The 24,026-nt window shown below is 62.4% G+C and carries 20 protein-coding genes; 3 read left to right on the top strand and 17 right to left on the bottom strand.

Translation table 11 applies throughout. From position 1 onward, the window contains the following. Positions 1-571: 571 nt before the first annotated feature. Positions 572-1,537 carry a helix-turn-helix transcriptional regulator gene (locus QZ307_RS06635; RefSeq protein ID WP_295997572.1) on the top strand — a complete coding sequence of 322 codons (966 nt, stop codon included), beginning with the start codon at positions 572-574 and terminating at the stop codon, positions 1,535-1,537. Between the two features lie 53 nt (positions 1,538-1,590). On the opposite strand, the gene polA is transcribed toward QZ307_RS06635, so the two are convergent. The 7 genes from polA to QZ307_RS06600 all read right to left on the bottom strand — a co-directional run bounded on the left by polA (position 1,591) and on the right by QZ307_RS06600 (position 11,583). Continuing rightward, the gene (gene polA / locus QZ307_RS06630; RefSeq protein WP_295997569.1) at positions 1,591-4,218 is read right to left on the bottom strand and encodes a DNA polymerase I; all 2,628 of its coding nucleotides are present in this window, start codon (positions 4,216-4,218) and stop codon (positions 1,591-1,593) included. 285 nt (positions 4,219-4,503) lie between these two features. Beyond that, the gene (locus QZ307_RS06625) at positions 4,504-6,381 is read right to left on the bottom strand and encodes a flavocytochrome c (protein WP_295997566.1); all 1,878 of its coding nucleotides are present in this window, start codon (positions 6,379-6,381) and stop codon (positions 4,504-4,506) included. Between the two features lie 281 nt (positions 6,382-6,662). Then, positions 6,663-7,337, bottom strand: a complete 675-nt coding sequence (locus tag QZ307_RS06620; protein ID WP_295997563.1) for a winged helix family transcriptional regulator — start codon at positions 7,335-7,337, stop codon at positions 6,663-6,665. Position 7,338: 1 nt separating this feature from the next. Then, positions 7,339-8,682, bottom strand: coding sequence for a glutamine synthetase family protein (locus QZ307_RS06615; protein ID WP_295997560.1), 1,344 nt, complete (start codon positions 8,680-8,682; stop codon positions 7,339-7,341). Between the two features lie 116 nt (positions 8,683-8,798). Then, on the bottom strand, positions 8,799-9,293 hold the full coding sequence (rpmE, locus tag QZ307_RS06610) for a 50S ribosomal protein L31 (RefSeq protein WP_275208095.1): 495 nt from the start codon (positions 9,291-9,293) through the stop codon (positions 8,799-8,801). Positions 9,294-9,545: 252 nt separating this feature from the next. After that, entirely contained in the window at positions 9,546-9,926 is a 381-nt protein-coding gene (locus tag QZ307_RS06605; RefSeq protein ID WP_295997555.1) for a desulfoferrodoxin family protein, read from the bottom strand. A gap of 163 nt (positions 9,927-10,089) precedes the next feature. After that, positions 10,090-11,583, bottom strand: coding sequence for a helix-turn-helix transcriptional regulator (locus QZ307_RS06600; RefSeq protein WP_295997552.1), 1,494 nt, complete (start codon positions 11,581-11,583; stop codon positions 10,090-10,092). 283 nt (positions 11,584-11,866) lie between these two features. Here QZ307_RS06600 and QZ307_RS06595 point away from each other — a divergent pair, with 283 nt between their 5' ends. Next, positions 11,867-14,626, top strand: a complete 2,760-nt coding sequence (locus QZ307_RS06595) for a molybdopterin-dependent oxidoreductase (RefSeq protein WP_295997549.1) — start codon at positions 11,867-11,869, stop codon at positions 14,624-14,626. Between the two features lie 18 nt (positions 14,627-14,644). Next, the gene (locus QZ307_RS06590; RefSeq protein ID WP_295997546.1) at positions 14,645-15,250 is read left to right on the top strand and encodes a 4Fe-4S dicluster domain-containing protein; all 606 of its coding nucleotides are present in this window, start codon (positions 14,645-14,647) and stop codon (positions 15,248-15,250) included. A 349-nt stretch (positions 15,251-15,599) separates the two neighbouring features. On the opposite strand, the gene lgt is transcribed toward QZ307_RS06590, so the two are convergent. From lgt to rpsB, 10 genes are all read right to left on the bottom strand, one after another. After that, positions 15,600-16,439 carry a prolipoprotein diacylglyceryl transferase gene (gene lgt / locus QZ307_RS06585; protein WP_295997542.1) on the bottom strand — a complete coding sequence of 280 codons (840 nt, stop codon included), beginning with the start codon at positions 16,437-16,439 and terminating at the stop codon, positions 15,600-15,602. Further along, complete coding sequence (locus QZ307_RS06580) at positions 16,439-16,669, bottom strand: UDP-N-acetylmuramoylalanyl-D-glutamate--2,6-diaminopimelate ligase (RefSeq protein ID WP_295997539.1); 231 nt, start codon at positions 16,667-16,669, stop codon at positions 16,439-16,441. Before QZ307_RS06580 ends, lgt begins: the two co-directional genes overlap by 1 nt. Before the next feature lie 133 nt (positions 16,670-16,802). After that, positions 16,803-17,093: a hypothetical protein gene (locus QZ307_RS06575; protein WP_295997537.1), complete on the bottom strand. Its 291-nt coding sequence runs from the start codon at positions 17,091-17,093 to the stop codon at positions 16,803-16,805. Between the two features lie 183 nt (positions 17,094-17,276). Beyond that, positions 17,277-17,507, bottom strand: coding sequence for a NifU family protein (locus tag QZ307_RS06570; RefSeq protein ID WP_275208101.1), 231 nt, complete (start codon positions 17,505-17,507; stop codon positions 17,277-17,279). A gap of 87 nt (positions 17,508-17,594) precedes the next feature. Then, complete coding sequence (locus QZ307_RS06565; RefSeq protein WP_295997532.1) at positions 17,595-19,118, bottom strand: LCP family protein; 1,524 nt, start codon at positions 19,116-19,118, stop codon at positions 17,595-17,597. Between the two features lie 8 nt (positions 19,119-19,126). Continuing rightward, a complete protein-coding gene (gene murA, locus QZ307_RS06560) occupies positions 19,127-20,410 on the bottom strand; it encodes a UDP-N-acetylglucosamine 1-carboxyvinyltransferase (protein WP_295997528.1) in 1,284 nt (427 codons plus the stop codon). Positions 20,411-20,535: 125 nt separating this feature from the next. Then, positions 20,536-21,357, bottom strand: a complete 822-nt coding sequence (locus tag QZ307_RS06555) for a GSU2403 family nucleotidyltransferase fold protein (protein ID WP_295997525.1) — start codon at positions 21,355-21,357, stop codon at positions 20,536-20,538. Beyond that, positions 21,350-22,432, bottom strand: a complete 1,083-nt coding sequence (locus tag QZ307_RS06550) for a hypothetical protein (protein WP_295997522.1) — start codon at positions 22,430-22,432, stop codon at positions 21,350-21,352. Before QZ307_RS06550 ends, QZ307_RS06555 begins: the two co-directional genes overlap by 8 nt. A 297-nt stretch (positions 22,433-22,729) precedes the next feature. Further along, on the bottom strand, positions 22,730-23,590 hold the full coding sequence (tsf, locus tag QZ307_RS06545) for a translation elongation factor Ts (RefSeq protein ID WP_295997519.1): 861 nt from the start codon (positions 23,588-23,590) through the stop codon (positions 22,730-22,732). Between the two features lie 39 nt (positions 23,591-23,629). Continuing rightward, a partial coding sequence (gene rpsB, locus QZ307_RS06540; RefSeq protein ID WP_295997516.1) for a 30S ribosomal protein S2 occupies positions 23,630-24,026 on the bottom strand: 397 nt, incomplete at its 5' end.

The following is a 24,026-nucleotide window of genomic DNA, read 5'->3' as shown; positions in this document are numbered from 1 at the left end:
TGTTCGGGGTGAGGTTCAGCAGCTCGTCGCCGGGGCGGTGAAGGATGACCTTCTTGAGATTGCCGATCTCGCTCTTGACGTTTACACCTTGCATCTGACTCTCCGATCTGGCGCTTGGGGCGCCTCTCGTTGCCGGCTGTCGCGGCTTCCATCCGCGACCCACCGCCCAAAGGCGATGGCTTGATGAATTCAATGTGCAGGAAATATGAAATCGGCGAAAGGTCTAAACAAGGTTTAGGAGGTTTTTAGGTAGCAAAATCTCATTGATTTACTCCCTACACCCACCGTAAACCGCAGGTCAAACCTATGTTTTTCATGAATCCGCAATTGACAAAATGTCACCTCATTGTTCACTGTTACCTTCCCGTAATAGTTCTTGATCGATTTTTTCGTTGCTGCATCGATAACAGCAATAGAAAAGACGGCGCTGGAGCCACAACAGGAGAAGACGAACTCATTGTTTCTGACTGAATTCAGGTCTTCCCGCTGTCGCGGACACTTGAGCGATGACCGAGGACTATAATGAAGTCACTTCGCATAGATGGCTGTGGCTGGCTGAAAAGAGGGATCTATGGGGTTGGCGATTTTCTACGAAACGCTTTTCGTCATTCTGGTATCGGTGCTGACGGCGGCCGTGTGCCTGTCGTCCTATCTTGTTACCCGACGAAAGACCATGCTCTACGCTTGCATTGCCTTTCTCTTCTACTTCCTCGACGTCGTTTCCATTCTCCAGGACGACTACGCCACCCGAACCCTGGGCTCCGACCTCTCCCCGGAGTACTTCTTCATTCGGTCTATCTATACTCTCATCACCGGCGCGGGCTTTCTCGGCGCCTTCTGGCTCATGGTGTGCTCCTACGTGGGAGAAAACCGCAAGTCGATGCGCTACGCCCCCATTATCATCTTTGTCGTCGCATCGTTCTTTCTTCTGCTCATTTCCGGAGAGAGCAAAATTCTGCGCTTCTGCTACTACAGCTGCCGCGCCGCCTTCATGTTCTGGATTCTTATGTTCGGCGGCCTGCACTACCTGAAAACCCATGACGCCGTCGAGCGCCAACGCCTGGGACGCTACCGCATGCAATGCGTGGTGCTGGGGCTTTTGGGGCTGCTCATGGTGTCGGAAGATGTGCTGTTCTTCCTTATACTATCGACCGACATTCTGCAGGTAGGGCCTTTCACCCTGTCGGCCGAGCGCAACTATTTCGAGAACCTGCTGATGGTGTGCTGCGCCCTCATGGTGGGTCATTTCGCCTGGAAGCAGCTGGACATTCACTCAAGCAAGTCTCCCGTCGTCGACGACACCCAGCGCTATCGGCAAACCGCCGAGGACCTGCTGGTGTACGCCAAGCGCCACCAGCTCACCGCCCGAGAGCAAGAAGTGCTCGACTACATTCTGCGCGACCTGGACAACCAGAACATCGCCTCGTCCATGTCCCTGGCTCCCTCTACAGTAAAGGTGCACGTGCACAACATCCTGCAGAAGACCGGTCACGCCAATCGCCAAGAACTCATTCAGGATTTCTGGAAGACTGTGTAACATCACTCCTGCCCCGCCCGGCCCCGGGCGGGGCCGCATGGGCTACAACGCTGTTAATGGGCTTCGGCCCAGGTTTTGGCCCAGTTTACGTCGACGGTTAGCGGCACCTTCAGCTCAACGACGTTCTCCATGATGTCCTTCACCATGGCCGCGAGCGCCTCCGCTTCAGCCGGAGGCACCGAGAAGTCCAGTTCGTCGTGCACCTGAATCATCAGCTGCGCCGCGAAGCCCTCTTGCTTCAGGCGCCGCTGCACCTCGTTCATGGCCATCTTGATGATGTCGGCGGCACTCCCCTGCATGGGATGGTTCATGGCCGTGCGCTCACCGAAGGCGCGCTGCTGGCCGTTCGAACTCTTCAGCTCGGGGATGTGACGCTTGCGGCCGAACATCGTCAGCGCGTAGCCTGCTTCTTTCGCGTCGGCTACGGTCTGGTCGAGATAGGCGCGCACGCCCGGATACACCTCGAAGTAGCGGTCGATCATATCGCGCGCTTCGGCCAGGGGAATTTCCAGCGACTGGGACAAGCCGTAGGCCTGCTGGCCGTAGACGATGCCGAAGTTCACAGCCTTGGCGCGGCTGCGCATCTCCGTCGTCACCGCGTCGGGCTCTACGCCGAATACGCGGGCGGCCGTAGAGGAATGCAGGTCGGCGCCCGAGTTGAACGCCGCCACCAGATGCTCGTCGCCGGAAAGGTGCGCGAGCAGGCGCAGCTCGATCTGCGAATAGTCGGCCGACAGGAACAAATCGCCCTCGTTCAGGCCGATGAAGCACTGGCGGATCTTGCGGCCGAAATCGGTGCGCACGGGGATGTTCTGCAAATTCGGATCGGACGAGGACAGGCGCCCCGTGGTAGTGACTGTCTCGTTGAACTGGGTATGCACTCGGCCGTCCTGGGCCCGCATACCGGGCAGCTGGTCGATATAGGTGGCCTTGATCTTGGCGAACTCACGATAGCGCAGGATGAGGTCGGGCAGCGGATGGAGCGAGGACAGCTCGCTGAGCACCTTTGCATCCGTGGAGTAGCCGCGCTGGTTCTTCTTCACCGGCGGCAGCTCCAGCACCTCGAATAAGATGTGGGCCAGCTGCTTGGGCGACCCCAAGTTGAAGGGCTCGCCGGCCAGCTCGTAAATTTGCGCCGTCAGCTCGTCGAGCTCGGCCTGGGCCGTACGGCCAAGGGCCTCGAGGCGCTCCACGTCGAGGGCCGCCCCCGTGCGTTCCATCACCGTCAACACGCCGACTAGGGGCAAATCGATATCACGGTAGGACGCCAAGGTGCCGTCCTTCTCCAGGGCTTCTTCCAGCAGCGGCTTGAGCATGCGGGCCGCAGCGGCTTGCACCAAGGCGCGTTCGCTGTCGGTCTTCGTCTCGGGCAGCGTAGCGCCGCGGTAGGTTTCCAGCAGCGAATCGAAGGTGTAGGCGCTGGTCGAGGAGTTGAGCCCGTAGCCCGCCACGCCCAGGTCAAGGCCGCTCATGGCCAGCACCTCGTCGTCGCTGACGAGCGCCGGCTGAGCCGTGTCGGCCGGATAGACGCGGTGCACCTCGTGCTTCACATCCAAAGCGCAGAACACGCCTTCGCGCACGATGCGCGCGAACAGCGCGAGCGCCTCGTCGCCCTCGGCGGTTACCAGGGCCTCCTCCGTGGCGAAGGCAGCCTGGGCGCCCTCGTCAAAAAGCGACACCTGCTCCGGGTCGACAAAGGAGACGCCCACCAGCTCGCCCGCCTTGCAGGCACGGTCCAGCTCGGCGGCTCCCTCTTCCCCCGTGAGCACCGGCTCAAGCTTGAACGCCACCTCACGGGCCGTGGGCTTGGCGTCGATCATGCGCAGCACGCGGGCCAAGGGGCTCATAAGCTGATACTTGCCGAAGGCTTCTTCCACGTCGGCCGCATCGAAGGAGGGGAACTGCACGCTCTCCAGGTCAAGGGAGAAATCGAGGTCGCACACGATGGTGGCGATATCGCGCGACAGGAAGGCCATGTCGCGATTGTTCTCGAGGTTCTCCTTCTGCTTGCCCTTCAACTCGCCGATGTGCTCGTAAATGCCCTCGATGGAGCCGAACTGTTGCAACAGCTTCGTGGCCGTTTTGGGCCCGATGCCCGGCACGCCGGGGATGTTGTCGGCGCTGTCGCCCATAAGCCCCAGGTAATCGGTGAACTGGGCCGGCGTGATGCCGTAGCGCTCGAGCACCTCCTCGGGCCCGTTGATGGTGACGTCGGAGATACCCTTCTTCGTAGTGACGATGCGCGTCAGATCGCTCGCCAGCTGATAGGCGTCCTTGTCGCCCGTTACCAGCAGCGTCTCGTAGCCCAGCTGCTCATCGCGGGCGGCCACGGTGCCCAGAATGTCGTCGCCTTCCCAGCCGGGAATCTTCACCACGGGAATAGCCATGGCCTCCAGCAATTCCTCCATCACGGGAAACTGCACGTGCAGCTCCTCGTCCATGGGCGGACGCTGGGCCTTGTACTGCTCCATGGCCTCAATGCGGTGCACCGGCTTGCCGGCGTCGAACGCGCACACCACCGCGTCGGGCGCGGCCATTTCGATGAACTTGCACAGCATGGACAAAAACCCGAACACGGCGTTGGTGGGCGTGCCGTCCTTGGCGGTCATAGGGGTCTGCACCGCATGGTAGGCGCGATGCATCAGTGAATTGCCATCGATGACAGCGATCTTCTTCGACATGGAGAATCCCTTTCGTGGGAGCAGATTTCGATAACCGACAGTGAATTCTACACCAGCGCAATACCCTCTTGCCGCTTATGCGACATATCCCCACGGGAGCTTCTACAGGATGCCCCTGGGAACCTACAGGACGTCCTGCAGCTCCCTACCCCGGGCGCCCCCCCGGGCCCGCGCCCCAGCAAAACACCCCACAGGAGACCACCTAAGGCCTCTCTCCCCTCCCCTCGACACAACAAGGGGCCGATCTTTCGACCGGCCCCTTGCATCTTGCTCTAAAAGACTCGCTTACTTTCCTTCCGCGTACTTCGCCGCGTTGGTGCCGGCGTTGCGGCCGAAGGTCATGCAGTCGGCGATAGCATTGCCGCCCAGACGGTTGCTGCCGTGGATGCCGCCCGTTACCTCGCCCGCAGCGTAGAGGCCGGGAATGGGATTGCCGTCGGCGTCACAGGCCTCAGACTCCACGTTCACGCGGATGCCGCCCATGGTGTGGTGCACGGTGGGCACCTTGCGGCAGGCGTACCAGGGGCCCTCGGTCATGGCCGCGTCGGCAGTGTTGTCGGCAACGAAGCCGAACTCGTCCTCCTTGCCGCCCACCACCTCGTTGTAAGCATCGATGGATGCCTGCAGGTTCTTGGCGTCTACGCCCATCTGCTTCGCCAGCTCCTCCACGTTGTCAGCGGCTACGATGTGGCCCAAGGCCAGCATGTTGTTGATCGTTGCACCGTTGGCATCGGGCTCGTCCGGGTCGGGGTAGCGCAGCTTGTTCACCACTACCCAATAGGTGCCATCGGGCTGCTGGAAGATGTTCTTGCACAGCACGTCACGCTCGGCGCCCTCGTTCACGAAACGCCTGCCATCGGTGTTGACGAAAATGCGGTTACGGCCAGAGGTACGGATGTCTTCCATAAGGCCCGTGCCCGGGGTGCCGCAGGGATGCAGCTGGATGTCGGACAGGCCGATGAGCTCGGCGCCGGCGCCTTCGGCTAGGGCCAGGCCCTCGCCCTGAGCGCAGGGCAGGATGTTCGTGCAGCCGATGGAGTCGTCAAGAGTGACTTCCTTCCACACGCCGGTGTTCACCTTCTGGCGGTACTCCACATTGCCGCCGAAGCCGCCCGTGGCGATAATGACGGCCTTGGCATCCACGGTGACGTCCTTCTCGCCGTTGTACAGAGCCTTGACACCTGTCACCTTACCGTCCTTGGTGATGAGCTCCTTGGCCTGCATGTCGTTCAAAATGACGATCTTGTCGGCGTTGTCTTTGATGAACTGCTCGAACACGCGGATGTAAGAGTTGCCCGACGGCGTGACGGTATAGTGGCTGCGCTCGCCGAGCGATCCGGTGGCCGAACCGCACTCGTCCTGGAACTCAACGCCCAGCGACTCCAGCCAGTGCACGGCGTCCAGGGCGTTGTCGGTCAGATAGTGCACCAACTCCGGCGTGCCCTTCTGGTGGCCGCCCTCCATAGTGGTGGTGTAGAAAGTCTCGATGGAGTCCTCGATGCCCTGCTTCTCCTGACGCTCGGGGTCGACGGCGTTCAGCGCGCCCTCCGACACGTTGGTGGAGCCGCCGGTAATGCCGCACTTCTCCAGCACAACGACGTTGGCGCCAGCTTGCACGGCCGCGATGGCGCTGGCCAAACCGGCACCGCCGCCGCCCACGACGCACACGTCGGTCTTGTAGGTATCTTCCACGTCGGCCGCAGGCACCGCGTCAGCGGCCATAAGGCGATAGGCCTCGGCCTGCTCGGCGCACTCGGTCACGCCCTGGATAAGGGCCGCGCTGGACAAGGTTGCACCGGTGACGCCGTCGACGTTCACGGTCTGGTACTGCAGGATTTCCTCGGACAAGTCGTCGAGGGCGCGAGCGCCGACGCCCAGGGACTCCTGGTTGTCGGACACGTCGATTTGCTCGATGGCATCGGGCGTGAAGGCCACGTTCACTGTGAAGGGGGCGTTGTGGCCCGAGACGTTCGCCGTATAGGTACCGGCGGCAAAAGCAGCCTCATCGGCATCCTTCGGGGCGCAGCCGGAAAGTCCGGCGCCGGCCAGAGCCACGACACCCAGAGCGGCGGCTTCCTTGCAGAAACCACGACGCGTTACGGCGGCGAAGCCTTGATTCAGCGGTTCGGAACAATCGTTGGTAATGTGGCTGGTTGCCTTCATCGTTCTCACCCTCCTTGGGCCTTGGATTGCGGGTTCCCCGATGCCGGCGCTCCCTCCAAAGACCGTCGCGCTTCAGGAATCTGGTTCCCAGCATAATCAAGTGAACGATGAGGGATCCCCTCAACGATAATCGGAAACCGCCACGACCAATGACGGTTTTCTCTTCGTTATTTTTCCACGCCTCTGTTACCTTCGTAACTTCGCCGTTAATATCTAGTAATTTACTAGAGTTTAGTTTGGGTATAGACGAAGAATGACCTGCGGAAACGCTGAGCCCTCTTCTACGCTGTCCACAAATATCCCACGCCGCGCACCGTCTCGAGGCGCTGCGCCAACTCAGGGCCGAGCTTCGCGCGGATTCGGCGCACATGCACGTCCACGGTGCGGCTGCCGCCGTAGTAATCGAAGCCCCACACCCGCCGCAGCAGGGCGTCGCGAGAGTAAGTGCGTCCCGGATGGGTAACGAGGAAGGCCAGCAGCGCGTACTCCAAGTAGGTAAGGTCCACGGGCTCTCCCGCCACCTTCACCTGGTAGGTGGCCAGGTTGATGGTCATGGTATCGATGGCGATGAAATCACTGGTCGAGCTTTCGTTGCCCGGCCACAGCAGTTGGCGAATACGGGTGGCGCACTCGGCCGCGCTGGCTCCGTGCACCACGAAATCGGCTTTGCAGGACACCGGCAGACGGAACTCGGCCAGCTGCTCCTCGTTCACAATGACGAGCATGGCGCTGGCACCGTCCTCGGCAAGCGTCGATTCCACCTGGGCCACCGAGGCCAGGCCGTCGGCCCGAGCCTCGTAAATGACCAGATCGTGGGTGGGGTGTGAGGCAAGCAGCTTCTTGAACTGCACCGAGGAGCCCGCCGCCACGTCCACGTCGAGCTTGGAGAGCACCTGCTGGAACTTATGGGCATTGTCGAGGCTGTCGGCAATGAAGATAACGGTCTTGCGCTGCATGCTACAACACCGCCAAGTCGCGCTCGAGCTCCCACGGCGTCACAATGCCCTGGTAGGCGTCCCACTCGGCGCGCTTTGTGCGCACCAGGTAGTCGTGGATGTGCTCGCCCAGGGTTTCGCGCATAAGCTCGCTGGCGGCGAACAGCTCGACGGCCTCGCCCAAGGTTTCCGGCAACGTCTGCACGCCGCGGGCGCGATGCTCGTGACGGCTGCAACCCAACGGCGCCGCCTCGTCGGCCGGGGGCATCAGCTCGAGCCCCTCCTCGATGCCGGCCAGGCCCGCTGCCAGCATAACCGCAAAGGCCAGATAGGGGTTGGCCGCCGGATCGGGGCTGCGCAGCTCCACCCGACAGGCCGACTCGCTATGAGGGCGATACCCCGGAATGCGCACGAGCGTCGAACGGTTGCGCGCGCCCCAGCTGATGCACGTGGGCGCCTCTCCCCCCGGACGCAGGCGCTTGTAGGAGTTCACGTACTGGTTGGTGATCAGCGTGTACTCCGGCGCGTACTTGAGCAGTCCGGCGATATAGCTTTTCGCCGTCGCCGACAAGTTGTACCCAGAGGGATCGTCGGGGTCGTAGAAGGCGTTGTTGCCGTCCATGTCCATCAGGCTTTGATGCACGTGCATGCCGCTGCCCGGCTCGCCGGCCAGGGGCTTCGGCATGAACGAAGCGTAAACGCCGTGCTTCATGGCAATTTCCTTGACCACCATCTTGTAGGTCATAACGGCATCGGCCATAGAGAGCGCATCGGCATAGCGCAGATCGATCTCATGCTGGGAAGGACCCTTCTCATGATGGGAGTATTCCACGGGAATACCCATCTTCTCCAAGGTGAGCACCGTGTCGCGACGCAGATCGGAGGCGGAATCCAGCGAGGTGAGATCGAAGTAGCTGCCTCGATCAAGCACCTCGGTGCCTTCGGAGTCCTTAAAGTAGAAGTACTCAAGCTCGGGCCCGACGATGAACTCGTAGCCCATCTCGGAGGCTTTCTCCACCACCTGCTCAAGCACATGGCGAGGATCGCCCGCATAGGGCGCCCCCTCGGGCGTGCGAATATCGCAGATCATGCGCGCCACGGCATTGGACTGAGGGCGCCAGGGCAGCACCTGGAAGGTAGACGGGTCGGGATAGGCCAGCATGTCGGACTCCTGAGCCTGGGAGAAGCCCTCGATGCAACTGGCGTCGAAGCCCATACCGTCCTCGAAGGCCGCTTCCAGCTCGCCGGGCACCACGGCGAAGGACTTCATGTTGCCCAGCACGTCGGTGAACCAGAAGCGCACGAAATGGACGTCGCGACTCTCGATGGTTTTCAGAACGAAATCTTGCTCGGGGTTCGTTACCACTCTTCTCTCCCTTTCCCCAGGATGATGCTTGGCGCTATTGTACGCCAGAGCGCTCTCTTAAACGAAAAAGACCCGCTGAAATCAGCGGGTCTTTCATAGGTAACGGCAAAGGGCGCTTACTCGGCGGCCTCTTCGGTAGCCTCGACGGCCTCAGCCACCTCGGCGTCGGTGAGCTCCACGCCACCGGCCTCTTCAGCGGTGCCCTCGGCAGCAGCATCCTCCATATTCTGGACCTCGGCCTCGGCCTCGGCACGGGCGGCCTCCTCGGCAGCCTTGGCAGCGTAGGCGGCGGCACGCTCGGCCTTAGCAGCGGCCTTGGCCTCGCGCTCGGCCTTCTTGGCGGCCTCCTGCTCGGCGATCTTAGCGGCGCGCTCGGCCTTCTTGGCAGCCTCGCGCTCGGCGACGACGTCCTTGGCGGAACCGAAACGGTCGGCGAAGCGCTGCACGCGTCCACCGGTGTCGATGAGCTTCTGGGTGCCGGTGTAGAAGGGATGGCACGCGTTGCAGATGTCAATCTTCAGCTCGGGCTTCGTGGAACGGGTGGTGAAGGTGTTGCCGCAGCTGCACTTCACGACGCACTCCATGTACTCCGGATGGATATCTTGCTTCATGGGTTCTCCTAACTTTCCTTGGTTTCCGACCAAGGAACCGAATCGGGCTTGGTTTCCGACCAAGCCAAGACAAGCTTGTTTATAGTAGCACCACCCGTGCAAAACGCAAGAAAAAAGACCCGTTGTTCACGGGTCTTTCAAGAATCACGCGGTTAGCGGCGCCGAATGTCAACACTGGGCGCTGGAGCATCGAGGCATCGCGACACCGACCACCGCAGCGCGCCAGGTGCCCCGATGCCCGATGCGAGCCCTTTAGATTTCGGTCACCCACAGGCCGTGGATGTTGCAGTGCTCGTACACGCGCAGCGGCTTCTCGCCCTCGGGCACGATGAACTCGGCATGGGGAGCATCACCGGGGTTGAGCGGGTGAATCTGGTAGCCCCTGTCGGTGACAAGGCAGATGAACTGGATCCAGTGCTCCTCGAGCATAGGATGGTCCACCGAGCCGATGTTCACGATAACGCGATCGCCCTGCACCTCAACGGCGGGCACGTGCTTCTCCAGGGCGGCGTCCTGGGAGTCGGCCACCAACTCGACCATCTTCTCGCCGCAGCAGAACAGCGGCACACCGGCGTCGTAAACCTTCACGGCAATGTTGCCGCAATGCATGCACTTGTAGAACTTGACGTCCATTCCAAACCTCGTTTCTCGTTTTTCCTCGTAACGCCCTTGAGGCGCCTAGGCGCCCGAAAGGGGGCTTTGTCCATTGTAGAAGAAGCCTCTGGAGGCGCGCCACCCTTTGACGAACCGACAACGCACCGTTACCACACTTCGCCCCCGGAATCAGCCGACTTCCCTACCCCTCGCTTCGGGGAATGCCGTCGAGTTCGACGAGATCGAGGAGGGCCTGCTGGGAATGGACGCCGAACTTCCGATAGATGCGCTTGATGTGCGTCTTCGCCGTTTCCTCGGAAATGACGAGTTGGGTGCTGATGAAGCTGCAGTTGCGCCCGCGGGCCAGGTACTCGAACACCTCTACCTCGCGCGGGGACAGCCCGCGGCTGCGGGCCAGCGACGCCAGCGAGCCGCCCTCGCTCTCGCCCTCTTCGTCGGCGGGCACCTGAAACACCGTGCGGTCGGAGCCGGGAAACGGGCTCTCAAAGGCAAACAACGCCACCAGCAGAATAACGAACACCGAGCAGGCCGCCACCACCGCGATGTGGTAGGGGCTCGTGGCCGCCGTCACCAACTGGGCGCCCACCACCGAGCCCACCAGCTGGCCGCCCATAATGGCCGCCATCGATACCGCGGCAAAGGGCGCCACGGGGCGTCGCTGCCCTAAAGAAAGCACGGCCCACAGCGCCCAGATGATGATATAGAAGTACTGGTAGCCCATCTGATGGGCCGCGAACCCCACCAAATCGAGCGGATAGCCCAGCGAGAAGAACACGAATCCGGCCGCCATGAGCGGCAGCGCCACCTGGTAGGTCATATGACGGAAGTCCATGCGGAACACGCTCGTGGTAAGCAGCACTGCCACGGCTCCCAGGATGAGCGCCACAATGTTGAGCCCGTCGCGAACGGCGATAAGCTCATCGGAGCTGATGACGAAAAAGCCCTTCATCATGCCGTAGGAGAACCCGAAGAACAGCGCCACCAGGCCAATTTCCACCAGGGAGCGTCGCAGCGCCGGGGAGGCCGCTCCTTCGGGCTCGCTGTCGACACTGCGCGCCTCGGTCACCAAACGCCGGCAGCGGCAGAACAGCCACATCTCCACCGCCGGCAACGCCGCCGTCACACAGCGGGCCACAAGCCCCGGCAAAAGCATGAGCAGGCAGAACACCAAGCTGCCCGCCACCGTGGCCATCACGCTGTACACCACCACTTGGCGCGCCCCGCGGTTGGCCAGAAGCTCGGCCCAGAGCATCACCTCCAAGGCGCTTCCCACGCCCGTGAGCAAGGCGCCGAACACGTAGCCGAAGGCGCCCAACTGCCCCACAGACGCCGGAGCCGGCGTGGCAATGAACAGCGTACCGACCACCGTCAGGGCCGCGGCGCCCCAGGGCAGCATCGCGGCGCGGCTGAACACTCCCACGCGCAGGCCGACAAAGAAGAGCGCCCCATAGCACAACACGTTGGTTAAAAGCGAAAGCAGCCATAAAGGCTCAAGGGACAGAATCTGGTCGCCCGCCGGCAACGGCGAGGCGGAGTAGAACTTCGAGCTCCAAAAGGTGATCCACACCCACGCCCAGTGAAGGGCGAAACCGGCCACGATGGCGGGGTGCAGATCGAAGCCGAGCACCGCTTGCTTAACGCTCCCCCGCAGGCGCTCTAAAGAAAGTTTGTTCATGATGGTTTTCCTCCGCCTTCATTCTATCGGTTTTGGCTTGCCCCGCTGATTTCAGCTCCGTAAACAGGGGCCGATTCTTGTCCCCCTCAGAGGGGTATTTTCACAATGACCCCTCTTCGGAGGCTGCTTTTCGCACCGGTCGCTGATAGGTTGAATGCGGGACGCGCCATCGTGAAAGGAGCAGGCAGCGAAGGGGGATGCCCTCGCGTCACCGCCGTCCCGCACCGTATTGGAGGAGGAAATTCGGGGGCAAAGCGCCTCGAATCAACCAAGAGGAGGAGAGATGACCGAAGAGAAGCTTCACGCCATCAGCCGCCGCACCTTTGTGAAGGGCGGCACGGCCGCTGTGGCCGCTGGCGCCGCAGCCGGGCTGGCCGGCTGCGCCACCCAGGCCGCTGCGCCGGAAGAGGACGGCCTGGCCGAAACCGGCACGACCGGCCCCGTGGCCCAGCCCATCGCCCGGGAGGACGAGGGCGAGTGGCTGCCCTCGCAGTGCAACATGTGCTTCAACGCCTGCAGCATTTTGGGGCATGTAGTAGACGGCAAGCTGGTGGAGATCAAGGGCGACGACCGCAGCCCCGCCGGCTGGGGGCATCTGTGCGGCAAGGGCACCGCGGGCATCATGCAGCTCTACGATGAGAACCGCATCACCAAGCCGCTCATCCGCACCAACCCCGAAAAGGGCGTCGGCATCGACCCCGGCTGGCAGGAGATCAGCTGGGACGAGGCCTACGACCTCATTCTGGAAAAGCTGGAGGAGCAGAAGGAGAAGGGCAACCCCATCATCGTGTTCGCCCTCATCACCTCGCTCATCTCCTGGATCGACGCCATGAACTGGCTGGGCAGCAACGGCAACATCCCCGTGCCCTTCAAGGCCGACATCTGCGGCGCGCCCACCCACACCATCACCGGCCTTATGACCGGCTCAGGCAACGCCACCCCCGACTACGGCAACTGCAAGTACCTCATGCAGTTCGGCACCCAGGCCGGCGTGGCCACCCGCCACGGCATGGGCATCACGGCCAAGATCTTCGCCGAGGCCCGCGCCAACGGCTGCAAACTGGTGAACTTCGACCCGCACATGTCCGGCGCCGCCGAGAAGGCCGACGAGTGGGTGCCCATCCGCCCCGGCACCGACGCCGCCGTGGCCCTGGCCATGGCCAACCTGCTGGTGAACGAGTACGGCCTCTACGACGAGGAGTTCCTGACCAACCGCACCAACGGCCCGTCGCTGGTGAACCCGAAGACCAAGCGCGTCATCCGCGACGCAAAGAAGGGCAACAAGGCCCTGTACTGGGACACCACGGATAACAAGGCGAAGCCCTACGACGAGTGCACCACGCCCGCCCTGGAAGGCGAGTTCGAGGTGGACGGCGTGAAGGCCAAGACCGCCTTCAGCATCTTCAAGGAGCACGTGGCCTCCTACACCCCCGACTACGCCGAGAAGATCTCCACGGTGCCCGCCGACACCATCCGTCGTCTGGCCAAGGAGTTCGGCGAGGCGGCCTGCATCGGGCAGACCGTGAACGTGGACGGCCTTGAGGTGCCCTACCGTCCCGCCGCCGTCGACATCTTCAGCGGCATTGCCCGCCACAAGCACGGCTTCGTGTCCCAGTGGGCCCTGCTGCAGCTGAACACGCTGGTGGGCAACACCTTCGCCCGCGGCGGCTACCTGGGCTACTACACCAAGAACGCCTACGGCTTCTACGAGGGCGACACCGACCACACCTGGGCCTTCGACGTCTGGGAAGAGGACGGCCTCATCAACGATCTGGCCATGGCCCATGGCTATCCGGCCAACCAGTCGCACTACCAGAAGGTGCGCGAGATGAGCTACACCCCCACCACCGAGGCCTTGGAGGAGCTGCAGCCCCTGACCATGGACCAGCACTTTGGCTACATTGCCCAGGTGCAACCGGACGTGTACAAGACCAAGCCCTCCGAGGTGGCCTTCTGCGTGGCCTCCAACCCGCTGAAGAACTGGTGCAACCACGACTACCAGGCCAAGGTGCTGGAATCCTTCGACTGGATCTTCGGCATGGACATCTATCTGAACGATTCCTCGTACTACTACGACCTCATCATCCCCGAGCCCTCCTACCTTGAGCGCTTCGACCCGCTGCCGCTGTCCTTCAACAACCACCGCGTGCCCGGCTGCCCCGAGGTGCCCTTCATCGTGGCCGGCCGCATGCCCATCGTGCCCGCCAAGGACGACTGCCCCTCGGCCCTCGACACCTTCGGCGCCCTGGCCGCCAAGGCCGGCAAGACCGCCGAGTACTCCGGTGCCTTGAACGACTACTACCGCCTGGCCGACGCCTACAAGCTGGACGGACAGGAGCAGATTACCGCCGAGCGCGTGTGCGACGCGGCCCTGAAGTCCCTGGCCGGCGGCGACCGCGGCGTGGAGTGGTTCCGCGAGAACGGCGTGTGGACCCGCGACCGCAAGGCCGACGAGGTGTACGTGTTCGCTGCCGGGCAGCCCGGCCGCATCCCCCTGTACTTCGACTTCATGCTTGAGGCGAAGGAGAAGGTGGAGGCCGAAGTGGCGAAGCTCGGCATTCCCTGGGAGACCGACGACTACATGCCGCTGCCGGAATGGAAGCCCTGCGTGGACCACGAGATCGAGGACCCGGACTTTGACCTGTTCCCCGTGTACTGGACCAACGCCATCAACACCGACACCTGGCAGGTGCAGAACGCCTGGATCAACGAGATCAACGAGCTGGACGAGAGCTGCTACTTCCTGGAGATCAACTCGGGCACCGCGGCGGCCAAGGGCATTGCCTCGGGCGACAAGGTGCGCCTGTCCAACCGCGACGGCGACACCGTGGAGGGCGTGGCCGTGGTTACCGAGTTCGTGCACCCCGAGTGCGTGGCCAGCGTCGGCGGACATTTGGGCGGCCAGTCGGACTTCCAGCCCATCGGCAACGCCAAGGGCACGGCGGTGAACCATCTGGTGCCCGCCGGCGACCCGAAGCGCATGGACCACTTGTGCTCGGGCGTGGACCAGTGCGTGCGCTGCAAGCTTGAGAAGATCGCGTAAAGGAAGGGGTGACCATACATGGAGTACGGATTCGTTATCGACCTTGAGAAGTGCGTGGGCTGCCACGGTTGCTCGGTGGCCTGCAAGGCGGCGAACGGGACGCCTCCCGGCGTAACGCGCTCGAACGTGGTGCGCGGCACCGAGGGCACCTATCCCAACGCCGTGCGCACCATTCGCCCCATGCTGTGCATGATGTGCGAGACGGCCCCTTGCGCCGAGATCTGCCCCACGGGCGCCTCGGTGAAGCGCGAGGACGGCATCGTCACCATCGACAAGGAGAAGTGCATCGGCTGCGGCAGCTGCCAGACCGTCTGCCCCTACGACGCGCGCTACCTGGTGGAGACCGAGGAAGGCTACTTCGGCGCCGACCTGAACGAGTACGAGCAGGTGGCCTACAAGGACCGCGTGAAGAAGATGACCATGGACAAGTGCGACTTCTGCCTGGGGCACTCAGGCAACGACACACCCGACCCGGTGTGCGTGAAGGTGTGCATGGCCGAGGCCCGCTTCTTCGGTGAGCTGTCCGAAATGAAGAAGATGGCGGAAGCCCGCGGCGGCGACGTGTACAAGCCCGAAGAGGGCACGAACCCCCGCGTGTTCTATCTACCGGTGATTACCGCCTAACGACGCGCGTAAGCGCCGGACGACATCGCCCTTCCCGCTTGAGCCCCCGCCCCCTCCCGGCGGGGGCTCTTCTTGTCCGGCCCGCAGGCGGGGCCCTGCGCCGGAGACTTCGCGCTGTCTCCTTCCGAATGCGGATTCGCTCTCGTCAAATACGAAGGCCCACCCTCGACAAAGGCGAGGTTCCAGGATCGACCGGTTTGGTTCCTTTTCTCTTGTCAAAAGGCGAGAGTTTGGTTCCCTGTCGTCGTAAAAGACCAGGTCAGAAATTATCCCGCAAATTCTAACGGGGACCAAACAGGACGATTTAGGAACCTTGCAGTGTGCAAAGCGTAACGAGCTATTCGCTGCTCTACGACTCTTCTTGTCCGGCCCGCGGCTTCATGCCCTGCTGGGGCAGCTTCTTCTTCGCGGCGTAAACCAGCAACACGATGCCGGCTATGATGACGGGAATGGAGAGCACTTGGCCCATGGTGAGCCAGCCCCCCCAGAGGTAGCCGAGCTGGACGTCGGGCTCGCGGACGAACTCGATGAGGAAGCGGAAGATGCCGTACATCACAAGGAAGGCGCCGAGGAACGTGCCGCGGGGACGCGGGGGCATCTTGCGCGAAAGCAGGTACAGCACGATGAAGATGACAAGACCCTCGAGGAGCGCCTCGTAGAGCTGCGAGGGATGGCGCGGCATCATGCCGGCGGCGCCGCCGAACACCACGCCCCACGGGGCGTCGGTGGGCGCGCCCCACAGCTCGCCGTTCACGAAGTTGGCGCAGCGGCCGAAGAACAGCCCGATGGGAGCAGCGATGGCACCCAGATCGGCCAAGGTGAGGAACGGGATGCCCGTGAGCTTCGCCGCCACGGCACCGCCGATGAGGATGCCCACAAGACCCCCGTGGAAGCTCATGCCGCCCTGGTTGAAGGCGAGGATTTCCAAGGGATGGGCCAGGTAGTAGCCGTCACCGTAGAACAGCACGTAGCCCAGGCGCGCACCCAGCACGATGCCCACGATGGCGCACACCATGATGGTGATGAGGGCGTCGTCGTCCAGCGCGATGCGCCAGCGCTTCGCCACCTTGTACACGATAAAGGCGGCCGCCACGAAGCCCAGCACATAGGCTAGACCGTACCAGCGCACCACTAAGGGCCCCAGCGAGAACGCAACGGGGTCAAGGTTTTGATAAATTTCGTTGAGCATTATGCGGTCCCCTCGTGAGCGCCCATGCCGGCGCCCAACTCTATAGCGGCAAACGTTACCTCTTCGCGCAATGAGGGAGGAATGGGCATCAAGGCTGACAGACGCGTCGCGCAATGAGGGCACGTCAGTGAGAACAGCGCCAGGTTAGGGCGCAGCACCATCATGGAGTCGTAGGCGCACACGTTCAGATCAGAGGCACCACAAGCCGGACAACGCACTGCCTCTCGCACCGGGCACCTCCTTCTGACGAACCGCTCTTACCGCCCATTGTAACAAAGGAGCCTTGGCAGCCGCCAACGCCCCTTACCCTCGTTGCAACACCGTTGCCGAGGCTTGATGACGCTCCAAGAGCGCCACCTTAGTTTACAGGATAAACCGATTACGTCCGCTGAACATCTTGTCGCCCTGGGCCGCAGGGTCAATGTCGGGCCCGTGCACCAGGAAGTGTTCGCAGAAGCGGCACACCTGCTTCACGGCCGCATCGTAATCGCGCTGCGGATTCAGCAGAATGTCGAAGTCTTCGCACACCACATGGGTCGGCCGATGGCAAGCGGCGAAATGACAGTCAGCGGGACAGGGCTCACCGGGCACGTTATGGGGACAGCGCCCCATCATCTCCTCGTCGCATCCCCGTCGCGACCAGCATCCTTCCATAGGTTTCCTCTTACTCTCTTCGATCTCTTCCTCAACCAGATGCAGCAAAGGGCCCTGAGGCGCCTCAGCTCGATCCCTTGCCCCGACGCAAGCGCGCCGAAGGGCGAAGGAACCAAGGGCGAGCGCCTCAGGGCCCCGTCACATCCAATGACTCGCGCGGCCGACAGGACGCACGGTGCAGCGCTACTGGGCCGGAACCACCTTCGTGACGCCGGGCACGCGCTCCTTCAGGATGCGCTCGACGCCGTTGGCCAGGGTCATCTGGGACATGGGGCAGCCCTTGCAAGCGCCCTGCAGCTCGACGGTAACCGTGCCGTCCTCGGCCACGTCTACCAGCTGCACGTCGCCACCGTCGGCCTGCAGGCTGGGACGGATCAGCTCGAGCACTGCCGCAACATCGGTCTTTTCAACCATGGTTTGCTCCTTTTCAGAAGGGATAGGTATCAGAGGAATCATAGCACAGCGCTCCCCTGCCGCCCCCCGCTCCATCAAAATCGTTCACTATGCGGCGGGAATCCAATCTTGGCCGATAACCACCAGAATGTCCGTGTCGAACGTGTAGAAGTCGCCGCCGTTGACCACGCGCCCGCCGGCCACATCGGCCACAATGGCCTTCGCAGCAGCCTCGTTGGCCTCGTCCTTGTAGATGACCAGCGTCTCGGGATACAGGGTGCCGTCGTCGACGTTGCCCACCGACTCCACCTTATAGCCGCAGGATTCCAGGATCTCGCCCATACGGGCGGCAGCGCCGTTAACCTGGGCGCCGTTGCGCACCTCCACAGTCACCTTCGAGCGATCGACGGCCGCCACCGAGCCCTCGGCTGTCGCCGGCGCATTGCCCGCGCGCACCACATCCATCAGCGACCCCAGCTCCTCATCGGACACTTCGTACACCGTGCGTCCCTCGTCGTCAGCGGTGAGACGCCCGGGAACCACGCAGGCGTACACCGTGGCATCGCTTAAGGGACGGAACGCGTCGCCCAAGGCGATGATTTGGCCGCTGGTCCAGTCGGTGCAGACGGCCGAAGAAGCATCGGCCACCACCGAGGGGAAGCTGAGCCCCTCGCCCGAGGTGGCCTTCCCTGCCAAATTCACCGTGAACAGCGCGCGGTTCTGCGCCTGGGTTTCCAAGTCGTCGCTGAAGTTGGCTGCCCGCAGCAGCGTAAGCGCCTGGGTGGCGTTCAGAGTTTGCTCGCCGGCGCGCAGAACGGCGACGCCAGCCGTCGGGTCGTCCACTTCAACGGCCAGATCAACGGGCACGCCGCCCACAAGATCGACCAGCTGGGCCAGGCCTTCCGCATCGGTGCTCACGAAGTGGGACACCTCGACCGAAAGCAGCGCGGCCACGGCTTTGATGAGCTCGGCATCGCCGCCCACGGAACGGGCCTCGTAGAGAAAATGGGTTTCCCCATCGGAAAGCTTCACCCGCAAGTTCGCGGGCACGCTGACGAAGGTGAGTTGGCGAGCGCCCTCGTCCATGCGCACGAGCATATAGGCATCGGTGTCGTCGCCCCGTGGCTGCGTAGCCGTTCCCAGCTGAGCGGTGCACAGCACGTAAGAGGCCTCCCCCTCCACAGGAGCCGCCAGGGCGTCTTTCGCATTGGAGTCGCCCAGCGAGAGCTGGGAATCGGAAACGGCGAAGAAGGCGGATATGCCCGCCACCACGGCGACGGCCAGCACGGCCACGGCCAGCACAGCACCCACGATAAGCTTGCGCTTGCGCTGGGTGGCCTGAATCTGCTCGACATACCCGCGACGGTTCGAACGACGCGCGTAGTCGGCATCGCTCTCGCCGCTGCGCGCCTGGGGATCGACGCGGTCGACATAGCCGCGCGTAGCCCGCTGGGAGCGGCGGCTATTGGAGAACTCCACGCGGTCGGTGCCCCGCGGATTGCTGCCGGCCGCATGGCGCCCCCGCGAGGCGGAGGAACGCTCCACATGGGTACCGATCATGTTGTCGCTCATGCGGCGCGAGGTGCGGCGCGTCTGGGAAAGGGAGAGCCCCTTCTTCTTGCCCAAGGTCATGCCGGCCCCTAGTTGCCCAGCGCGGACACGGCCACGCGGCGAATGTCGGCACCCAGCGAGGCCAGTTTGCCCGCGTAGTCCTCGTAGCCGCGATCGATGTGCTCGAGGTGGTGCACCTGGGTCTCGCCATCGGCCACAATGCCCGCCAGCACCAGAGCGGCGCCGGCACGCAGGTCGGTGGAGGACACGGGCGCACCCTCGAGCTGCGCCACCCCGCGCACCAGGGCGTGATGGTCGTCGAGCTCGATATCGGCGCCCATGCGCATCAGCTCGGCGGCGAACATGAAGCGGTTCTCGAAGACGTTCTCAGTGATGACCGACACGTCATCGGCCAAGGCCGCCAGCAGCATGAACTGCGCCTGCAAATCCGTGGGAAAGCCCGGATGGGGCAAGGTTTGAATATCGACGGACGTCAAGGGCTCGGTGCGGCTCACGCGCACCCAGTCCTCGCCGGTTTCTACATCGCAGCCCATGGCCCGCAGTTTCATGATGGCCATGGGCAGAAACGCCGGATCGACGCCGTGCACCGTCAGGGGACCGCCCGTCAGCGCGCCGCCCACCAGGAAGGTGCCCGCCTCGATGCGGTCGCCCACGGTGGTGTGCTCGCAAGGGTGCATGGCCGAAAGCGGCACGCCCTCTACCTCGATGAGCGAGGTGCCGGCACCGGCCACCTTAGCCCCCATGGCGTTGAGCATGTTGGCCAGATCCTCAATTTCCGGCTCGCAGGCCGCGTTCTCGATGGCGGTGATGCCCTCGGCCACCACAGAGGCCATGAGCATGTTCTCCGTGGCGCCCACCGAAGGGAATTCCAGGGTCACATGGGCCCCCTTGAGCCCGTTCGGCGTGGTGGCATGCAGCACGCCGTGGTCCACCTCGAACCGCACGCCCAAAGCCTCAAGGCCCACCAGATGCATGTCGATCTTGCGGGCGCCAATCTGGCAGCCGCCGGGCATGGCCACGCGGGCCTCGCCGAAACGGCCGATGAGCGGCCCCAGCACCGAGATGGAGGCGCGCATCTTCGAGACCAGCTCGTAGGGCGTCTCGCAGCTGTCGACGTTCGTGGTGTCGATGGCCAGCGTATGACCCTCGCGGGAGACCGTGGCTCCCAAACGCTCGAGCACCTCGGCCATAATATCGATATCGGAAATATGCGGTACGTTGTGCAGCAGCGAGGGGCCCTGGCCCAGCAGCGCGGCGGCCATCAGCTTGAGCGCCGAATTCTTGGCGCCGGCCACCTGCACGTCGCCAGCCAACGTATTATTGCCACGAACGATGATGACTTCCTGGTTCATTTCAAGTCCTTTTGGGAGGGGGCCCAGACGCCCCACAGTCCATCACATATTGCATAAGTCCCCTCATTATAGAAAAAAGGCCGCGCTCAGGCACGGCCTTTCACCAGGTTTGCAGAACAGGTCGGTCAACTACCCGCAATTAGCGCGCTATGCAGCTGACGCATTCGATTGAGGGCGTAACGTCGAAACTGGTCTTCGCTCATGAGCCGATAAGCGGTTCGGGGCCTCTGCGATACAAGAAGCCCTACACCATCGCTGTCTACATCCCCAAACATTTCTTCCAAATACAAAGTCGCCGTCTCAACAGGGCCCGGCGATTCCGCAGCCAAAGCAACAAGCCCCTCTAAAACTGCATCGCGCCAATGCGGAAACGAATCAAGAACGTAGAATGCGTAGTAGAGGTCCTTGGCGGTTTTATCGCGATGACGCCGCCGGGGCGCAACGAGCACTTTATGGATTATGAACCTCGACGGTCGAGGCAGCCGCAACATGCCATCCTCTGCGAAACCAAGCGCCTGCAAAGAGCACGTTATCGGCTCATCGAGGAGAAGGCCAACATGTCGAAGCGCCTGGGCGTTGACTGACCCTACCACCTCCACCGCTCCCCGACCCGCCGCTTCGGTTATGAACTCGATTTCGGCTCTCTGGCCGCCCTCCAAATCCTTCACATACTTCACCACCGGAGGCTTGTCCAAGGAGGCGAAGTCGTAGCAAAAGCCAGAATCCAGAATCGACGAGTCCAGGGAAAGCTCACCCTCGATAAAGTCGCTCCGCACGATGGCGACATCGAAGTCGGCCGTCAGAAGGGGCTCGTTGTCGACTACACCGCCGTAAACCTTCGTATACAAGTAGGGAACCCAACCGCCCGCCACAACCAATTGATCCAAGTAGGGGCGCAAGGGCTCCACGCACTCTTGTAAAAGCTCTTCTAAAGAAGTTCTAGCCATGAGACAATCCCTTCAGCAAAGGTTCAATTCGTCGCGTAAAAAGATGGTCGGCCGCCTCTTGACCTCGTTGAGGCTGGCAGCGTAAATCGAGGTAAAGCTGCAGATCAGAGGCAATGGGCACATCATCGACAAGCTGAAGCCCGAAGAAGGATGAAACCGGGTAGACGGGCTGACGGAGGTAGATGTTCGCCCCGCGCTCGACAGCCTCGGCGCCCAAGTCTCTCAGGGCTACAATAGCCTCGGCGCGATTCCGCACAAGGACATCGATGGTATCAAATGCGGCATAAGCGTCGACGAAACATGCGCCAGAGCGATCAGTCAGAACGCCGCAGTCTCCAAGGGATCCTCCAACCCCCCGCGCCAGAACCTCCGGATCGGCCTCCGGGCAGTACCACCCTTCAGCTGCGACCGAACGCGCTTTGCGCCGATAGGCCTCCGCCCAGTCTTCTAAAAGAAAGCGCCGAGAAACCAGGTGAACCTTTCCTCCCTCTCTTGCCGCATATCCCCCTTCCACCAGGGCGGTTATCGTTTTCGAGATATATCCCGGGCTGAGGGAGAAACCGCTTTTCTCCAGTAGGGCGCTCATCTCCCTTACCCCCAGGCTTTCCCCCGGAAACAGCAAACGTAGCACCAAGGTCGCCTTATCGGAGAAAAAGTCGAGCGACGTGGAAGCGGGCTTCGGCAACGGCTTTTTGCCAGAACGATCCACAAGAATACCCGGAGCCGACAACCACGCGTTTCCAGCGGAATCGAGAAAGCTTAGCCCAAGCCTCCTCAGATAATCCTGCTTGGCCTCCGAGAAGTAGGACGAAACGAGTACGGGATGCGCGCTGCCGTGAGACAGCTCTGAGAGCAGGCGATCAGCCTTGCGTCCAATCGAAGCCAATGTCGGAAACTCACCTGTCTCAAAAAGCGCCTCAAGGCGATGGTCGTCATCCAGCACCAAAGTGCCGCTGGCATCAGATCGCAACGACGCCCCGCCTTCACAAGGCACCTGCATCTGAAAATTATCGAGAACGGCACGGGGAAGCGCCGCTGCAACGCTTTCCCGTATAAGCGACTCCTCGTTATACATAGTGTTTCCTAAAACAGTAGTGTTTCATGATTAGGAAACACTACTGTTTTAGGAAACACTTGTCAAGCTGTTCCGTGTCGAATCCCATACCGCAGAAGCGAGACCTGTCAGGCGGTTAGCTACCTTATTTGCGTAGGTGAAATTATCGAAATCAAATAGACATGCAATTACAAGAGCACCGGAGCGCACGATCGGTGAGTATCTCACAGAGTCCGGCACTTTCGTGTTTTAAGGGCAAAACAAAAGGGAGGCTCGCTTGAGCCTCCCTTCTTAAAGATGCGTTATTTGATCGCGCGTTTACTCGCCCAGAGCGAAGCGCACGAAGCCGGTGATGGCGATGGTGCCACCCAGAGCCTTGGCGCACTCGTCGGCGTACTGAGCCACGGTCTGATCCGGGTTCTTCACGAAGGCCTGCTCGGCCAGGCAGTTCTCCTTGTAGAACTTGTCCATGCGGCCCTCGGCCATCTTCTCCTGGATGTTCTCGGGCTTGCCGGACTCGGCGGCCTGAGCCTTGTAGATCTCCATCTCGTGGGCGGCCACGTCGGCGGGCACGTCCTCGCGGGTGGCGGAAACGGGGTTCAGAGCAGCCACCTGCATGGCGATGTCGCGGCCGCACTTCTGGAACTCCTCGGCGGTGGGGTCGATGCCCTCCACGTTGAAGGTAACCAGAACGCCGATCTTGCCGCCGCCATGGATGTAGGCGGACACGGCCTGGGCGTCCACCACGGCAACGCGGGCCAGCTGAGCGTTCTCGCCCATCACGTGGATGCAGTCGGTAACAACTTCCTCGACGGTCTCGCCATCGATGACGGCGGCCTTGAGGGCCTCCACGTCCGCCGGCTTGGCAGCCAGGGCAGCCTTGGCGATCTTCTCGGCATAGGCCTTGAACTTCTCGTTCATGCCCACGAAGTCGGTCTCGCAGTTGAGCTCGACCACGGCACCGGTGGTGCAGTCGTCGGAGACGATGGCCATAACGGTGCCCTCGTTGGTGGCACGGCCGGCCTTCTTGGCCACGGCGGCCAGACCGCGGGTGCGCAGCACGTCGACGGCCTTCTCCATATCGCCCTCGGCCTCGGCCAGGGCCTTCTTGCACTCCATCATGCCCGCGCCGGTCATCTCGCGGAGCTCCTTCACCATGGAAGCGGTGATGTCAGCCATGAATTCCTCCTTTGGGAATGAGAGTCTAACTTGCTAGAGTTACTCGACAACGACAGCGGCGTCGCCCTCGGCCACGGCAGCGGCGGCCTCGTCGGCAACCTCGGCCACGGTGGCCTCGGCGGAAGCCTCAGCGGCCTCGCCGGCCATCTCGGCGGCGGTCACGTCGGCACCGGTGCCGGCAATGACGGCGTCGGCGATGAAATCGCACAGCAGACGCACCGAGCGGATGGCGTCGTCGTTGGCGGGGATGCCGTAATCGACGTCATCGGGATCGCAGTTGGTGTCCAGGGTGCCCACCACGGGGATCTCCAGGCGGTGAGCCTCATGGATGGCGATGCCCTCGCGGTTGGTGTCGATAACGAAAACAGCCTCGGGCACGCGCTTCATGTTGCGGATGCCGTTGAGGTTGGTCTGCAGCTTGGCCAGCTCCTTGTGC

Origin of the sequence: uncultured Adlercreutzia sp., from assembly GCA_910585575.1 — a bacterium.
Classification (GTDB): domain Bacteria; phylum Actinomycetota; class Coriobacteriia; order Coriobacteriales; family Eggerthellaceae; genus Adlercreutzia.
Note: the sequence above shows the minus strand (reverse complement) of the source record. Positions and strands in the feature narration are given on the sequence as shown.